Annotated in this window: 13 protein-coding genes; 3 read left to right on the plus strand and 10 right to left on the minus strand. The window is 36.2% G+C overall.

All coding sequences use genetic code 11. The annotated features are described in order from the left end of the window. Positions 1 to 171 precede the first annotated feature (171 nt). The 8 genes from J2Y60_RS15235 to J2Y60_RS15270 form a co-directional block, all read right to left on the minus strand. Positions 172 to 1,008: a hypothetical protein gene (locus J2Y60_RS15235; protein ID WP_309919320.1), complete on the minus strand. Its 837-nt coding sequence runs from the start codon at positions 1,006 to 1,008 to the stop codon at positions 172 to 174. After that, positions 953 to 1,525, minus strand: a complete 573-nt coding sequence (locus J2Y60_RS15240) for a hypothetical protein (RefSeq protein ID WP_309919317.1) — start codon at positions 1,523 to 1,525, stop codon at positions 953 to 955. The genes J2Y60_RS15235 and J2Y60_RS15240 overlap by 56 nt, the downstream gene beginning before the upstream one ends. Positions 1,526 to 1,537: 12 nt before the next feature. After that, the gene (locus J2Y60_RS15245; protein ID WP_309919314.1) at positions 1,538 to 2,335 is read right to left on the minus strand and encodes a hypothetical protein; all 798 of its coding nucleotides are present in this window, start codon (positions 2,333 to 2,335) and stop codon (positions 1,538 to 1,540) included. A gap of 515 nt (positions 2,336 to 2,850) precedes the next feature. Further along, on the minus strand, positions 2,851 to 4,080 hold the full coding sequence (locus tag J2Y60_RS15250; protein ID WP_309919311.1) for a multidrug effflux MFS transporter: 1,230 nt from the start codon (positions 4,078 to 4,080) through the stop codon (positions 2,851 to 2,853). Positions 4,081 to 4,523: 443 nt separating this feature from the next. Then, the gene (locus J2Y60_RS15255; RefSeq protein WP_309919308.1) at positions 4,524 to 5,339 is read right to left on the minus strand and encodes a tyrosine-protein phosphatase; all 816 of its coding nucleotides are present in this window, start codon (positions 5,337 to 5,339) and stop codon (positions 4,524 to 4,526) included. 46 nt (positions 5,340 to 5,385) lie between these two features. Continuing rightward, entirely contained in the window at positions 5,386 to 5,868 is a 483-nt protein-coding gene (locus J2Y60_RS15260; RefSeq protein ID WP_309994678.1) for a hypothetical protein, read from the minus strand. Positions 5,869 to 5,964: 96 nt separating this feature from the next. Beyond that, positions 5,965 to 7,572 carry a SusD/RagB family nutrient-binding outer membrane lipoprotein gene (locus J2Y60_RS15265; RefSeq protein ID WP_309919303.1) on the minus strand — a complete coding sequence of 536 codons (1,608 nt, stop codon included), beginning with the start codon at positions 7,570 to 7,572 and terminating at the stop codon, positions 5,965 to 5,967. 109 nt (positions 7,573 to 7,681) lie between these two features. Continuing rightward, positions 7,682 to 11,011, minus strand: coding sequence for a SusC/RagA family TonB-linked outer membrane protein (locus J2Y60_RS15270; protein WP_309919300.1), 3,330 nt, complete (start codon positions 11,009 to 11,011; stop codon positions 7,682 to 7,684). Positions 11,012 to 11,577: 566 nt separating this feature from the next. Here J2Y60_RS15270 and J2Y60_RS15275 point away from each other — a divergent pair. Next, positions 11,578 to 11,970, plus strand: coding sequence for a hypothetical protein (locus tag J2Y60_RS15275; RefSeq protein ID WP_309919297.1), 393 nt, complete (start codon positions 11,578 to 11,580; stop codon positions 11,968 to 11,970). Positions 11,971 to 12,162: 192 nt separating this feature from the next. Here J2Y60_RS15275 and J2Y60_RS15280 read toward each other — a convergent pair whose 3' ends face one another. Beyond that, positions 12,163 to 13,578, minus strand: coding sequence for an amino acid permease (locus J2Y60_RS15280; RefSeq protein ID WP_309919293.1), 1,416 nt, complete (start codon positions 13,576 to 13,578; stop codon positions 12,163 to 12,165). A gap of 222 nt (positions 13,579 to 13,800) precedes the next feature. Between J2Y60_RS15280 and J2Y60_RS15285 the strand changes: the two genes are divergently transcribed. Continuing rightward, positions 13,801 to 16,002 carry a DUF5916 domain-containing protein gene (locus J2Y60_RS15285; RefSeq protein WP_309919291.1) on the plus strand — a complete coding sequence of 734 codons (2,202 nt, stop codon included), beginning with the start codon at positions 13,801 to 13,803 and terminating at the stop codon, positions 16,000 to 16,002. A 300-nt stretch (positions 16,003 to 16,302) separates the two neighbouring features. Further along, entirely contained in the window at positions 16,303 to 16,587 is a 285-nt protein-coding gene (locus J2Y60_RS15290; RefSeq protein ID WP_309919288.1) for a SelT/SelW/SelH family protein, read from the plus strand. On the opposite strand, the gene J2Y60_RS15295 is transcribed toward J2Y60_RS15290, so the two are convergent. After that, entirely contained in the window at positions 16,580 to 17,824 is a 1,245-nt protein-coding gene (locus J2Y60_RS15295) for a Pycsar system effector family protein (protein ID WP_309919283.1), read from the minus strand. The two genes, J2Y60_RS15290 and J2Y60_RS15295, sit on opposite strands and share 8 nt — an antisense overlap. Between the last annotated feature and the right edge of the window lie 10 nt (positions 17,825 to 17,834).

The following is a 17,834-nucleotide window of genomic DNA, read 5'->3' on the forward strand; positions in this document are numbered from 1 at the left end:
AAAAATAAAAATTTATAATGAATTTTTAAAAATATGCTGTAGAAATTTATGAATCTACACAATATAATAATTTTAGATTTAAGTAATAAGTAATGGTATGCTTTGAACAAGTAATGAGTTGGATAAATAAGTCTTTTTTGCCTTTATCTAAGTTTGTGACAAAAACCTTCTTCAAACAATAAAAACTTGATAACCCAATACTTGAAAACTAAATACAGCATCGTTATGAATGAGTAAATAGCAATGTATCAAAGGGAAATAGCAAGCTACAAAAGCAAGAAAAAAGGTATTTAAGCCCATCACGATGGCATTCGTTAAATGGAATAAGAAGCCAACCATGATAAAACAGATAAATACATGTTGATTGCAAAATATGCAGATAAAAAATAGCGCCTCCCAACCAAAAACGACCCACGATAATACTTGTGATATTCTAATATTTTGGGACAGCAACGTATATACATTCTCATTACCATAAATATCATTTCCCATAATGCCAACTAATGCTTCGCCATTCCTCCACACTTTGGCAGTCAGTTTTGCGTAACCTGAGATAAAATAGCTAAATAGTAGCTGTAATGTAATAAATGTAAATGCCATATGTCTTATGATAACGGTATTGTGGAGGTAGATAAAGAACAAACAAGTAGCAATGATGAAGATTACTTGGTCAGAACCATCCATACCATAAGCACTTCTCGCTGAAAAAATCAACAGACACATTGCCATCATAAAATAGCAGAAAATCAATATTAGCTCGATGTTAGTAACGATAGAAGTTATTGAGGAAATAAGAAAAACGATGGTTATTATTTTTATTCCTTTTTCATCACATAGTTTGTTGAATATAGGCATTTTTACAAAAATAGGATGCCTTAATTGTAATACCTCCCAACTCAATAAATCATGCGTTGGCTTTTTATATAACAGTTTTTCAAGGGCATAAACAACACTACAGATACCACAGATTAACCTTGTCAGACTCAGTATTTCTAGTTGAATGCTCATCTTTGATTAAATGTAGTTTTGATAATAATAACAATTCTGATTTTTCAAGCTTGTTGATAGAACAGCTTGTCATCAAAGCAAACTGTATGAACAGGCATTTGTCATTGTTGTTGGCTTGGGTAACGTAGTTGAGTATCGTTAAATACGCAATTGAACCAACTATTACATTTTCTTCATCCCTGTTTGTAGTGGCTACATCAGCCAACTCAATAGTGATATCCAAGAATGATTTTCTGGTTTTTCGCCCTGGATTCCAGAGAGCATCTAGTAACCTTCTAGGGGGTATTATTTGTATTTCACGCCAAGCAACACTTTCGCCATTACTCAAAAACTCTCGACATAAAATATGATAGTTATTCTTGATAGGCGTCGGACAGAAAAAACGCCAATCAGGAATAATACCAAAGGGGTCTTTGAGTCTCAGCTTGTAATTACCCGTTAATGGAAAATGAAAAATAACGGTTAATACAAGCCAAGACGAAAAGAATAAGAGGATGATATATTCATAAATATCCATCAAACAACTATCTTAATATTTATGAACTAGAAAGTTTCTGCGAATCTTTAATATTTCTGAGGCAGCAGCCGACACTGAGATTTGCTTTAAAACGGCATCGGGTAAATGAACTTCGTAAGGGTCAAAAGCATAGTTTGGTATCACAAAATCTTCATTTCTATGAGGGCAACAAATACCAGTAGCCAGACTAACCGCTGCGGCAATGGCAATTAAAGCAGTAGCAAAACCTTTTGGATTGGTACCAATATTTAACTCAAATTGGTTTTCAGGTAATTGTTTAAGAATATCTGCTTCGGCTTTCGTTAAATTAGGCTCATGCAACACAATAAAACATTGAAGCTCTTCTTTTAAATTTTCTTTGCTATAATGTTGTATTAATTTAAAGCCTTCTTCTAAAATTCCTCCGCCATTATAGGGAAAGGATGCTCCGACTACTTTAATTTTTTCAGGTATAAAAAAACCTTCTAACAATGTTTTTCCTCCATATCTGACAGAGGCAAGCAAATTTTGCTTTTTTTGTAAGAGTACTGCCTCTTCCAGTGCTATTTCTTTGATGTCACTAAATTGTTTGATAAATTTTTCAACAATGGTTTGTTCAGTACCAACACCTAACTTTAGGTATTTGTATATTTCATCCAACAGCGGTTCTCCTTTTTTAGCCATAAATAATGTTGCCGTTCCCTGTTGGGTTAATAATATTTTGCTTTTTTTAATATCAGGTTTGTAGTTCAAAATCTCTATGCTAGAAGATTTCAAAGCTCTTGATTCTGTTTCAATTGTAGCCAATCTCAATAGTTCTAAGGTTTCCATGTTTTTATGTTTTAATTGTTTTAAGATGCATAAATCTATAACATGACGTTTTTAGCATTTTTATGAATACATTATACGTCATGATAACTCATAAGATCAATTAAAATAAAAGAAGTTTGTTTTCAACAATTTGCTCAAACTCTTTGTGAACGTGGCTTATTTAAAGAAGTGGTCTTTGAAACTTTTAGGAGATATAATACATATTCATATATGTATATAGTCATTCGTCCCCCATTTAACTGCGGATGTCTATTTTTTGTAGTAGTGAATTGGCATTACAAACATAGAATAATAATGTAATAACCAACAAAGAATCAGTCAGAAAGTAGGTCGATTTTTATTAAGCGGTAGTTTTGCTATAATTTTGGAGCTTAATAATGTGATTAACTATAGGTAGACTACGTAGCGGTTACCTTTACGGTTACCGACTGATTGATACAATAAACGGTAACCGCAAGGGTTACCGATACAGGGAATATCTTAAATAATTTTTAAGTCTAAGTCTTTGACAAATTCTAATGCACTAATCCAGCCTCCGCGTTTTCACCAACCTCCACTTCGTGCTTAATTGTTCTTTTGCCTACTAAATATACAATATTAGCGATTGATGCCGACCCTGCCATAGCGGCTATCATGGGTAATGTAGATGGTTCGTCGAACATACTAATTACTACTGAAATCAGTGAACCCATTCCCATTTGTATCGCTCCCATCAAAGCTGATGCTGTTCCTGCATTTTTTGAAAACGGTGCTAATGAAAGAGCAGCCATGTTCGGATTGGCAAAACCAATACAAGAAAGAAATAGGAAAAGCATAAAAATAGTGATACCTAAATTAAGCCAATCGTTATACGAGGCAATCAAGAAAACAATTCCTATTAATAACTGAGTTCGAAGGGCTACAGGAATAATTTGCTCACTCTTGAACCTACGAAGCACCAAATTATTTAACTGACTAGCGCCAATAAAACCTATAGACAAGAAGGCAAATATCCAACCATATACTTGTTCGTTTACCTTAAAGACGCTCATGAATATCATAGGTGAGCCAGAAACGTAAGCGAATAAGCCTGCAAAAGAGATGGCACCTGTTAAGGCATACGTATAAAACTGTGGCTCTACAATAACCGAAATAAAATCACGGATGATAGGCTCAGGTTTTAATGAATGTGAAGGATCTGGTTTAAAACTATTAGGTAACCAAAGTATTACTGCTAATAAAAGTACAGCACCGATTACACTTAAAATAATAAAAACGGCCTGCCATCCAAAATTAGCGGTAACGATTCCCCCTACTGTAGGTGCTACCATTGGCGATACACCCAACACCAACATCAATAAAGAAAATACTTTGGCACTATCTTGCACAGGGAAAAGGTCGCGTACCATCGCTACTGAAGCAACTGTAGCCACACAAGCACCAATGGCCTCAATGAATCTAAGTACAATTAGGCTATCGATATTTTTAACCCAAATACACGCTATAGAAGCCAATATATATAACGAGAGACCAAAGTATAATGGTTTCTTTCTGCCAAAATGGTCGAGCAAGGGCCCATAAAGTAGTTGTCCTGCTGAAATACCAATGAAAAAACCTGATAGTGTAAGCGATACTTTCGCAGGAGTTGTGTCTAAATCTTTGGCAATGGCCGGAAAACCCGGCAAATACATATCAATAGAAAAAGGGGCTAAGGCCGTTAAGCTACCAAGTATCAGAATAAGGGAATAGTAAGTTCTTTTCGTCATTTTTTATCAATTGAGTGAATGAGTGATTTGTGAATAATATTCTCACATTCAATAAACTTCACCTCAGTATTATGGCTTTCTATTTTGATTTATAATGTCAATAATCACTCAGCCTTCAATTAAGTTTCAAAATTACTAAGAAGATTTGGATTGCTTTGCTGTTTAGTTAGTTTAATGTATTATTAACAGTTAGTGATTGAGTGAGTCTTGAGTTGTGAGTTAGTGATTGAGTTAGTTGTGAGTTAGTGAGTTTTGAGTTGTATCGCTATTTCAGGACTAGAGAGCATAACAATTAAAAAGGGATGTTGCAAAACAACACCCCTTTTTGATAAGTATATTAAAGAGTTTATTAGAATTAAATCTTGCAAGTATGTCAGGAAATGATAACTCACAACTCAAGAGTCACTAATTCACTAACTCACAATTCACTAACTCACTAACTATTACTCCAAGTACAATTTTTTCAACTTTTTAATATCCTCTTTGTCCAACTCCATTTCCTTTTCTAGGAAGTTTTCCATTGAGCCATACTGTTTGTCTATCGTATTAAAAAAAGTATTGATGTAGTTAGGATTAGCCGCCAACATTGGTTTCATGGCAGTCATAGCAGCATCATTTTTTGCCATAGCCTGTAGCATTTTTTCGCGAGTATCTTTCCAAAAAACATTCGTAGCGGCATAGTCTGCCACAATATATTTTTTATCAACACCTAATGCAGAAAGTATCAAGGCTGCTCCCATACCAGTACGGTCTTTGCCAGCAGTACAGTGGAACATCAATGATTTATCATTAGGTAATACCAACAATTGCTCGAACATTGGCTTATATTTTGCCTTCAAAAAGGTAGTATTAGCATAAAATGAATTCATTAATGAATCACGGTTCAAGATAGCGTAATTAAGACCAGACTGTACTTTCTCGCTTCCTGCGGGTAGATTAATATAATTTACACCAACAGGCAAACGGTCTGGATTCGTTTTCAATTCATCTGGTCCACGCAAATCACACACTGTAGCAAGTTGTAGGTTTGACAAAGTAGCTAAATCATTATCTGTTAATTTGCTTACATCAGCAGAACGGAAAATATGCCCCCATTTTACGTGCTTTTTGTTAGCCGCTGGATACCCCCCTAAGTCACGAAAATTGCTTCCGCCTTCTAATTTAATCTGACGTTTAGGGTTAAAAACCACAGCACTATCTTGTGAAAATGACTTTGTTACTACGGTAAATAAACAAAGGATAAAAAGAATTTTTTTCATGTTTTGAAAGATTGAATTTGATTATTTTTAAAGAAACTAATCTCTATTAAAAGGTAATACCCATTTGTAAGCCCATTCCTATAGATGCAGATTTATTATTTCCGAAACGAAGTGGCAGTGGTATTGCCACAAAAAAATTATTCATCTTGGTTCTTACTATTACTTTACTAAAAACAGCCGTATATCCAAAGCGTCCGCTTGTTTCAAAAGCAAGGCGGTTGTTAATGCTAAATCCTTTTGGGTAACGTAAAATAATACCAGGATGAAATAACATATTACTTACAGCGCTATTACCATTGGCAACTTTGACAAAGGGTGTTATTTCGAAACTAAACCCGATTCTATCACTTTTTAGAATATTGATTCCAACAGGGAAACCCACAGTATAATCGTTATTGAAATTATAAACAGTTTCGTTTTGATAAGCCGTAACCATTGGATGTACAATACTCATATAACCAACTACCTTCGGATATTCAGAGGCTATTTCTTGAGCCTTTAACGGATAAATAGCCATCAAAAAAAACATAAAGCAAAATAATTTCTTTAACATCATCCTGTAAAATGCTACAAGAGAAAACTGTTTTACCACGAGTTTTCTCTTGTAAATCTTTATAAAAATAGATTATTTCAACAACCACATTGGCGCATAAATATCGTCTTTACCACCAAATTGTGTTAATGCTTTTGTATAATTTTCTGGATTATAAGTTGATTCATCTACTGGATACAACCAACGAAGAGGTACTTTACCTACCGAATTGATACCACTACCCGCAGTAATGAATGTTTTAGGATAGCCCGTTCTGCGTTGGTTATAGAATGCCTCCCAACCTGAATTTTGGAAGAATGAAATATACTTTTGATTTAAAATTTGTTCTAAACCATCTGTATTATTGCCTTTGTAAACAACATTAGGGTTTGTTAGAAAATTAGCAATTGATACATTCACGTTTCCTAATGTCTTACCCGTCAAGTCACCTATTGTCAAAGTAGCTCCTTCTGATAATCCATAAAATGCTAATGATGCATTGATACCTTTTGTATAATAAGCAGCGGCATCGCCTGTTGCCCAACCACGATTGATACCTTCTGCAATATTAAAATTCATTTCAGAATAACCCATAAGGATATAAGGTTCTGGCCCCACTACTGAGCCATAATAGCGGTTAAAGTTGGTAAATGAGTACTTACCCGCCGTAGAATTGGTAAATAAATCGGCTACAGCATCAGAAATATCAGAACCAACATAAGCTGAGAAATCTCCTATTGTTTTTCCTTTAGCAAGCTCTGCTGGTGCAGGAGTCGCTACGATAAACGTTCTTGGGTCAGCATTAACAGTTGTCAATTTCAAGTATGTCGAACCTATGTTTTGGTAGTTATTATTACCGTCTTTAGGGGTATGCGGATAAGTGTTATAGGCTGAATTGAAAGTAAAAATCATGTTATCAGCATTACTTCCCATTATTGGGTACTTCGTTGGGTTGTTGATAATATCAGCAAATTTTTGTTTGATACCCAATTCAGGCGTATCGTCAGCTCTTTTACTTAATGAAATCAATACTCTTAGCTTATACGTATTGACAGCTTTTTGCCATTTTTTGATGTCATTACCCAATAGAATATCTCCTGCTAAAACACTGGCTTGCGTACTATTAGCAATTAAGCTCGTGAAGTCGGCATTGGCATCTTCTAACAATTGTAAAGCACTGATGTAAATATCTTTTTGTGCATCATATTTTGGCGTAAGGTTATCAAGCCCCTGTCCTGCTTGGCTCATCGGCACATCGCCTAAACGTTGTGTAAGCCAAACAGCTGTATAAGCACGCACAAACTTTGCAACCGCTGCGTAGGCATTTGTTTTAGTACCTAAGGTTTTCAACGCTTGTTCTTCCATCTTAATGGCATTTTTCAACATACCATAAGGCGTAGCCGTTACCGACCAGTCATAAGTGTTCTTTCCTCCGTAATATAAATTATTAGAAACAATAAATTGATTCCAACGATGAGCTTGGTCGAAAGGTTGTTCAGAAACGTTTCCAGGTCTTCCATCTACTACCCCACCCCCAGCATACATATCATACGTTATTCTGCCTAATAAATATTCAGGTGGAATTGTATTGCTTTCACTGGCTACGTTTGGGTTTGGTAATAATTTATCATAATCTTGGCAACTACTAGTTGCTACCAAAATTGGTAATATGATGAACAATTTTTTGAAATATCTTTTCATTTTTATTTTCTGATTTATATCTAAAAATATTTTATGCATTGTCAGACCTCAGCTATCAGTCGCCTGTTGTTAGTAACTGATGACCGATAGCCGAAGACCGACAGCCAAATTAGAATGTCAAGCTAATGTTGATACCATAACGACGAGTAGTGGCCGACTGCAAACCCGGATCTTTTTGTGTACTTCTGCTTGAAGCACTATAACCAGCACCATATTGGTCTAAGTCAAAGTCAGTACGTTCAGCGAAATACAATAAATTACGTCCGACTAATGAAACCGAAGCATTTCTAATGAATTTGTTATTGCCTAATAATCTTGCAGGAATAGTATAACCAATCACAACTTCTCTCAATTTCATATAGGTTTTGCTAATTAAATATGGCTCACCATATTGGAAGGCATTGTAAACACCTTGCATATAACTTTGAACAGTTACCGCTTTGGCATTTGGAGCAAATGATAATTCACTACTGTTTGCAATATTTCCAGTAGCATCATATTTAATTGTACCACTCGCTACTACAACACCATCACCAACATAAGCTGGTACAGCAGTTTTAGTACCTAAAGCAGTACTTTGCCATTCTTTTAAACGAGCTTCTCCTAATGCACCCGTAACAGATTCCATCGCAGTACCCGAGTTTACTTGGTAAGCCCATACGCGGTCGTTGATTACACCACCTACACGTCCGTCAACTTGGAAACTAAAATTGAAGTCTTTATAAGAAAACTTATTGTTTAATGCCCACACGAAATCAGGGTTTGTGTATCCTAATAATTGCTTATTATTTGTACCAGTTGGTGGAACCAAAGGTACTCCGTTTGATGAGTAAATAATTTTACCCTCGCTGTTTCTCAAATACTTATAATCATAATAGCCATCTAGTCTGTCGCCAATATGGAAAACGTGGTCTGGCCCCGACAAGTAGATACTTGTTTCACCACCGTAGATTTCCTTCAACGTTTCTTTGTAAGTAGAGAAGTTCGCTAACACGTTCCAGTTTAAACCATTAGGATTTTTCAACACTGAACCATTTAAAGAAACTTCCCATCCATTTTTCTGAGTTGTTACACCATTGATTGTATGGTTGTAATAACCCGAAGAAGAAGCGACAGGTAAAGGGAAAATCTGTGGACCGTTGATAGATGTAAAGTAAGTAGCATCTAAAGACAAACGGTTTTTCAAGAATTTCATATCAAAACCTACTTCATAAGAAGTAACCGAGAAGCTCTGTAATGCTGGATTAGCAATCGTCCCTGAATAATTGGCTATCGGTGTGTTGTTGTAAATAGAAGTATTGATGTTGTATGAGTTTTGGTTATCATAGCTTGGGCCATCATAAGCAGAAACAATTTCAGCACCATAACCTATCAACCCACTAGAAAGCGATTGACCTGTAACGGCCTGATACGCTGTACCAATAGTCGACTGTGTTAAACCACCTTTTACATTAGCATACGAACCACGCAATTTGAAGAATGAAATTGCCTGAGGTAAATTGATATAATCTGAAACTACTGTACTCAACGAAACCGATGGATAGAAAATGTTACGGTTATCAGCAGGCAACGTAGAAAGTTTGTCAATTCTACCTGTTGTTCCTAACGTCAAGAAGTTTTTATAGGTAAAGTCTGCTGTATAATAAGCACTAGCTACTTCCATATCAGCACGGTAGTTATAGGCTTTTACAGGATATTTCGAGTTACTGAAGTCATATACGCCCGGTACAATCAGGAAGTCGGTAGATGCCCAGCTTGAGTTATAGCTATACGTTCTAAGGTTAGCCCCTGCGATAGCCGAAATAGTCAAGTCTTTCGTTACTGGCTTATTGAAACTCAACAAGAAATCAGAGTTGTTTTCTAATAAGTTTCTTCTGTCTTCACGATAATCACCTTGTCTTAAATCTGGTGTTTTATAGGTAATCATCGAATACGGCAACTTCTCTGTACGGAACTGATTCCAAGTAGTGATTTGGGTTCTGGCAGAAAAATTCAGGAATTCATTAATTTTGTAGCTCAATTTCGCATATCCATATACGTCAGTTTTTTTATGCTCACGTAGCCACTCATAAGCCATAAAATATGGGTTGTTTTCACGACCGTATTCTGCATAATACTGCTGAACACCTGGCTTACCTTGCGGACCTTTATAATAATCACGCATATCAGCAATATCCCAGCTACTAGAACCATACACGTTAAAAATGTAAGTATAGCCTTCTGGCCCTGAACTTGGCTCTGGAATATTTGGTGAGTTTTGAAGGCTTAAGTTAATATTTCCTTCTAATCTTAATCTATCTGTAAAGTTGTACCCAGCATTGATATTGAAGTTATTAATATTCAATTTGGTATTTGGTGCCATCCCTTTTTGGTAGTTGTTGGCGATAGACAAACGCAAATCGTATTTCTCACCACTTGCTGAAAGAGCGATGTTATTTGTAGAGATAATTCCCGTTTCCATAAAACGAGCGAAGTTGTCTTTACCAACATTCAACCAAGGTGTTCCCTGACGGATACCTGTTACAGGGTCTACTGGCGAATTGTATTGTGGAACATTCTGTCCTTCAAAACGTGGCCCCCAAATATTCGTACGACGGAACTTACCATCTTCGTCATAAGTTTTATTACCGTAAGCATACTGATAGTTAACACCATAGCCATATTCGCTTTGACGAGTAGGCACTGCCAAGAAACTTGGTTCAGCCATTGTACTCGAATTAAAATCTACTTGAAACTGACGTTTGTCTTTCGAACCTTTCTTAGTAGTAATCAAAATCGCACCGTTTTGTCCACGGAAACCATACAATGCCGCAGCATTTGGTCCTTTTAATACTGAATACGTTTCGATATCATCTGAAGAGATGTTCCAAGTATCAGAGTTGATAGGTACTCCATCTACCACAAAAAGTAAATCAGAGTTACCACGAAGAATCAATTGCGGGCGACCTAACATTTCAGCAGAAGAAGAAACTGTTAAACCTGCGATTTTTCCGGTTAAAGAGTTTATTGGGTTAGGCTCACGTGCTTTTACTAAATCTTCGCCTTTTACATCTTGTGTCGTGTAGCCAATTGAACGAGCTTCCTTCTTAATCCCTAAGGCTGTTACTACAACCTCTTCTAATTGTCTGTTTTCAGGTAATAAGGTTACATCTAGTGTTGTACGATTGCCTACTACAATTTCTTGTGTAGCAAAACCAATGTAGCGAAATACTAATACCATTTTATCATTTGCCGAAGGCAACTTAAATACACCATTGCCATCTGTAGTAGTACCACGCGTAGTACCTTTGATAGAAATACTCACGCCTGGAATTACGTCACCATTCTTTTCGACAACTTTCCCAGTTAGAACATTGTCTTGTGCCAACACAACATTACTTAACATCAGTAATGCAATGAAAAACAAGCTAACATGATTCAGTAAAATTTTATGTTTCATCTTGTAATAAGAGTTTGGGTTTGAAGTCACAAACTTAGTCCTGTCATATTACCTGCCTGTAACCGAAGGGTTATCTTAAACCAAGGGGAAATGATTAAATCTTTAAGAATAGTGTTGCAATATTAGAGATATATTAATGCCCTATTTAATGGCGGAATAATGCTATTTTATACACAATAAAAATTATTTACACTAAATTCTAATCACTAGAGAGGGACGTAAGTCGCTCCCTAGTGATTGGAAGTCAGATTCAATAACCCTCGTATATTTAAGGATAATATTTTTATACGAAGTGCAACCTTCAAATGATTCTCTGCATCTTATGTCTGAAATATAGAAGAATTCTATTTTTGATTCCAAAACTCATCAACTTTAAAGCATTCGCTTAAACCAAAATCAATTGTATTTTAAGAGACTCTACCATTTATAAGAATAATTAACCGTTTAGGGTACTTTGTATTGCAAGGTACTATCTTTTACACATATCATTAGCACTATAAATAAGTAAACAGTAAGCGTACAAGTAATTTCTAAACAAATAATTTAATATTCTAAACAACAAGAAAATGAAAACCTTACTTAGAACCTTCGTCATTGCTTTATTTTCAACAGTGTCCTTGATTGCTAATGCAGGCGATGATGCAACAAATGGTAGAAAGACACTGAAAGTGGCTATTTATCCTGCGACGAATACTATGAAAATGAGCGTAGTAGTTGAGAAACTTGTCGGCAGAGCACTATCGGTGATTTTAAAAAGTAAATCTGGCTTTATATTGCATTCAGAATATATTAGGAAAAAGGATACGTTATATTTTGGGAAGTTTAATTTAGAAGAATTGGAAGACGGCCAATATGTTATTGAAATCTATGACGGTGAAACTAAAATCGTTAAAAATTTAGAAATAGGAACGATAAAACCTCAGGTTGTTGCTAACGAGCGTTTTATTACGATGAATTAGTTGGTTATTTAAAGTGTGTTTTGTGTGCCACAAACCACGGATGGAGAAGCTTTTATTTCTAGCAAGGGACTTAAGTCCCTCGCTAGAAATAAATATCTTGATTTTCAAATATTTATACACTTATGGATAATCAATAGGACTTCTTCTCCGTGTTCTGTGGCACACAGAACACAAGGCTGTGACAATATAAACTTACTCTTTCTTCTTTGTCCAGTAATAATAAAAAGGCAAACCTGTTGCCATCAATCCCAGTCCGCTGAGTGCCTCCTCTGGTTTTTCGATTAATGTATTTACGATAAGTACGATACAGAAAAGCACAAAAATGGCAGGTACAACTGGATAGCCTATTACTTTATAAGGACGATGCGCGTCGGGCATTTTTTTGCGTAATACAAATACCCCAAAAGCAGTAGCTCCATAAAAAATAAAAGCAGCAAAAATTAGCATATCCGTCAGTTGGTCGAATGTTCCAGATAAAACTAATAGGGAAGTCCAGATGGCTTGAATAAACAATGCACGTGAAGGAGTATTATAAACTGGGTGAATATAATCTACGCTTTTGAAAAACATTTTATCGTGTGCCATCGCATAAAATAACCTTGATGCTAACAATAAAGTGGTACTGGCACAATTGAAAGTAGTTACTAAGATTAATCCAGATATCAACATCCCGCCCCAAGCACCTAGAAAATGACTCACTACGGCTACAGCAGCAATTCCATTCTTGGATTCATAGATTTTGATAAATTCATCAATGGGTAAAATATATAAATACACAAAGTTCATAGACATATACAACACCATGATAATCAACGTGCCGATAATCAAGGCCAAAGGCAGATTTCGCTGTGGATTTTTCATTTCCCCCCCAATAAAACCAACACTTGCCCAACCTTCATATCCCCAAAAGGCACTTAAACACGCCAAAGCCAAGGCCTTGAAAAGAGTAGCACCCGACATAGCATCGGCACTGTATCGCACACTATTGGTGGTAATGTTTTCAAAACTGCCAACGCTTGAAAGTAAACCCAACACAATAATCAATAACATTACGGTAGTCATCAGCGCTGTTAATACTCTGCTAAGGTTTTCGCCCAGTTTCAATCCTTTATAGTTGAAATAGGTCAAAAATATAATTAAGGCAATAGCTACTAATTTTACACTGAGGTTATCTAACGGATGTAAACCAAAGAAACTAACATCGGCCAAAGAAGCTGCCGTGATAGGAAAAGGGAAAACGCTATTCAGGGATTGAGCAAAAACATAGGCAATGGATGCAATAGAAGCAGTACGGATTACAGCAAAGTTGGTCCAGCCAAACAGAAAAGCAAAAAAACGATTATAGATTTTGCGAAAGTAAACAAATTCTCCACCTGAATCGGCCAACATACTGGCGACCTCCGCATTAGATAATGTCCCTGCCAAACTAATTAGTCCTGCTACTAACCATGCAATTAATACCAACGAAGGAGACTGCAATTCGGCGGACATTGGAGCTACTTTTTTAAAAACGCCCGTGCCTATTACAGAGCTGATGATGAGCACGACGGCCGAGGTAAGTCCAATAGAGCGAACTAGTTTTCCTTGATTAGGAGGCGATGACTTCATTTTATGTGGTTTTAAGGATTGACAATTATACTCAATTTAATCAATGATGAGTAGAATTACAAAAAAGCCTTAATATTCTGATAATGTAACGAAAAACGGATAAACTACAAGGCGTGTTTGTCGGGTCTGGCAGGATAGAAAAGCCTATCAATGCCTATGTTCCTTAATCATAGGGATTAGTGGTATCTTCGTACATCAATCAAACGCTATTATCCTTATACAATGAATAAACCCTTACTGTTATTATTAATCCTATTTGTTGCTTTCTCTGGCTTCTCACAAAAAATTAATGATTCCTTTCAATTCAATATCCAAAAGACCACTTCAAAAATTAAAATTGATGGTATTTTGGATGATGAAGCTTGGAAGAATACTGATGTGGCCAAAGACTTTTGGATGATGACGCCCATGGATACTTCGCTGAGTTTAACACCTACAGAAGTACGCCTTACTTATGATGAACACTTTTTATACATCAGTGCTGTTTGTTATGAAAAAATAAAAAACAAAGGCTTTGTGGTGGAGTCGCTAAAAAGAGATTTCAGTTTTGGGAATAATGATAACTTCTGGCTGATTCTCGAACCTTTCAATGATTTGACCAATGGCTTTGTGTTTGGCGTCAATGCCGCAGGTGCACAATTTGATGGCATCATTTCGGAAGGAACAAACCTAAATGCTAACTGGGATAATAAGTGGTTTTCTGAAACCAAATACTTGGGCGACCGTTGGATATTTGAAGCCGCTATTCCTTTCAAAACACTTCGATACAAAGCTGGAGAAACCAAATGGGGGATGAACTTTAGTAGATTAGACCTCAAATCTGGTGAAAAATCTACGTGGGCAAAAATCCCTCGTCAATATTTTAGTATTACCTTGGCTTATACAGGCACAATGGTTTGGGATACCCCTCCTCCTACTCCCAAAAGCAATATTTCCATTATTCCTTATGTGTTAGGTGGAACAAGCAAAAACTTTCAAGATGCTAGCTCAACGAGCGTCAGAAAAGACTTTGGTTTAGATGCTAAAATTGCCGTTTCATCTGCTTTGAATTTGGATTTAACGGTAAACCCTGATTTTTCACAAGTGGATGTAGACCGCCAAGTAACGAACCTGAGTAGATTTGAGCTGTTCTTCCCTGAGCGGCGACAATTCTTCCTTGAAAATGCCGACCTTTTTAATAATTTTGGTTTGAGCAGTATTCGTCCTTTCTTTTCAAGAAGAATTGGACTAGGCGTTCCTATTGATTATGGTGCAAGGTTGAGTGGCAAAATTAATAATAACCTCAGGATTGGTGCAATGAATATCCAAACGGGTGTTAGTAGCTTGGAAAATAGACCTGCCCAAAACTTTTCTGCCTTGGTACTTCAACAAAAAGTATTTAGCCGTTCAAATATTAGTATGATGTTATTGAACAAGCAGTCGCTCAATTACGACGAACATATTAATAAAGACTTTAATCAATACAATAGAAATGTAGGGTTTGAATACAACTTAGCCTCTGCTAGTAATTTGTGGATAGGCAAAGCAATGTACCTAAAATCATTCAGCCCCAATAGTAAGGACGATGATTTTGTAAGTGCCTTTAATTTGAATTACAATGGGTTAGCAGTGGATGCAGGCATTCAATACGAATATGTAGGCAAGAATTATAACCCTGAAATTGGCTATGTGCCCCGTACTGGCTATCATAAAATTACAGTGCCGATACAGTATAATTTTTATCCCAAAAACAAAGCTAGTATAGTCCAGACGCATGGTCCATTGTTTTCAACGTATGCGTATTGGAATGCCGATAAATTGCTAACAGATTTACAAAGGCAATATTATTATCTTTTTACGATGAAAGACCGTAGTAGTTTTACTGCTTATTACGAAACGAACTATATCAAATTACCTTTCGCCTTCGACCCTACCAATAAGGGAAGTAATGATAAACTAGCCGCTGGAAGTGAACACAAATTTGGTTCAATGAACATCAATTACCTTTCTACGCCACGGAAAAAATATACCTTTGGCTTTACTGGAAGTTACGGTAGTTATTTTGGTGATGGTAAGCTATTGAGCATTTCGGGTGATATAGGTTATCGTTTTCAGCCTTATGTAAGCTTGTCGGCAAATATCAATTATGTGGAGATTAGTGATGTAAAAATCCCTGTAAAAGACCAAAATGACCTGATAGTAAAATCAAACTTTTGGCTAGTTAGTCCTAAAATTGATATTACTTTTACGAATAAATTATTCTGGACTACGTTTATACAATATAACGAGCAGGTACAAAACGTAAATATCAATAGTCGTGTACAGTGGAGATACAAACCTGCCTCTGATATATTTTTGGTATATACTGATAACTATATTCCGGGAAGTTTAAATATTAAAAACCGAGCGATTGTATTGAAGTTTACTTATTGGTGGAATTTGTGACAGCTATGAGATGTCAGCCTTGAGCTTTCAGCTTTGAGTTATCGGCAATCGGTTGTCGGTCGTAAGCTGATAGCCGAAAACCGATTGCTAAAATCGTGATTTGAGAGTCAAGAATCATGACTGAAAGCTGATTTACCCGCAGATTTTCACAGATTGATACGCAGATTTACGGAGATTTTTTATTCAAAATCCGAAAACTGAAAGCCGATGACTGAAAGCTATAATCAGATGACCGAAACCCATTCACCATGATAAAAAAAACTGATAGCTAATAGCTCAAAGCTGACAGCTAACAAAACCATGAAACCAAAAATAACCATAGAATATTGCCCCAAATGTAATTGGCTGATGCGTTCGGCATGGATGGCACAGGAATTACTGACAACTTTTGTAGATGAACTACAAGAAGTAAGCCTACGCCCAAGCGAAGTTGCTGGGCGTTTTCAAGTATTTTTAGAACAGGAAGTGATTTTTGACAGAAAACGTGAAGGACATTTTCCCGAAGCCAAAGAATTAAAACAGATAGTCCGCGACCTAGTTTGTCCTGAAAAAAGCCTAGGTCACTCCGACAAAAAAACTACTTAAAAAAGTACATCGCAACGGCAAAAGATACTACCGAGGCCGCAAAACCAAACATAAATACGGTATAGGAAACCCTGAGGAACTTGTATTTTTTGCCAAGTACTTTTCCTAAATAATATATATCACGGGTCATGCTAGCATACAAGAAATCAGAATCATTCATCATTTCTTTCATGCCCCATTCATAATCTGTTAGTTCCATCTGGTGGAAATTACCAAAGAAAAGTAAATTGGCTGTTTTCCCTTCAATGTCTTCACGGGAAAACTTACCAGAAGTAACATTAGGACGAACTGCCAGAATAGCAAAAATCGTAGCGACTAAACACACTATTGTCAGCAATGCTGTTGGCAGAATTAGATTTGGCCAATCTTCCAATTTTCTCGCCAATACACTAAGTACCAAAGAGATAATAATTGAATTAACCGAAATCATAATGTTGGCTTTATTATCTGCCATGGCTGATAACTGAAAGTGGTTTGAAGACGTTGTTCTAAACATCGTTTCTATACCACGCTCTGGTTTTTTTATCTTTTCAGCCTCTTTTCTTAATTTCTTATCAAATTTACTTTCGTGTGTTTCTTCTTTCACTTCTATTGCTTCTTTTTCCTCATTTTCATCCCAAGGGAACTTTAATTTTATGCCTCCTCCCTCAAATTGTGCTAATTTCATTAAGCCCTTTTTAAGGTTTTCTTGTTTGAGCGGTTCAAAATGTTCACGAGCATATTCAGTATAATATTGGTGATTTTGAATTAGCTCCACTGTCGACTCCCACCATTTTTTCTCCCCAATGCTTTTTAAAATAGAGCAGAATTCAATCCGTAAATTTTCTGAATAATTCATAAATTCGGGTGATGCCAAATGTGATAAATCGGCATCACACAAAATCATTTCCTTACGATTTTTGGGATTTTGTGGCATTTTGGTGGCTTCAATACAGCCCAAAACTTTATCAATACGCTTTTCTGGAACTTCTAAGCCCTCTAAAAACGTTTTGGCCATAAGTTTACTTCTATCCTCATGGTTGATACACCCTTGCTGATAACCGATGTCATGTAGCCAAGCTGCAATCAAAATTGTCTCAAGGGCTTTATCCGAGAGGTCAGAAGCTTTACCTATTTCCTCCGTCACTTTTACCACATGATGAGTGTGTCCAAAATTATGATAAATCAATTCCGCAGGCAATTTGTTTAAAATTCCTTCAGCATATTCTTGTACCTTTATGAGCAATTCCGTTTGCATAATCAACTTA

Source organism: Arcicella sp. BE140 (assembly GCF_031456255.1).
GTDB lineage: Bacteria > Bacteroidota > Bacteroidia > Cytophagales > Spirosomataceae > Arcicella > Arcicella aquatica.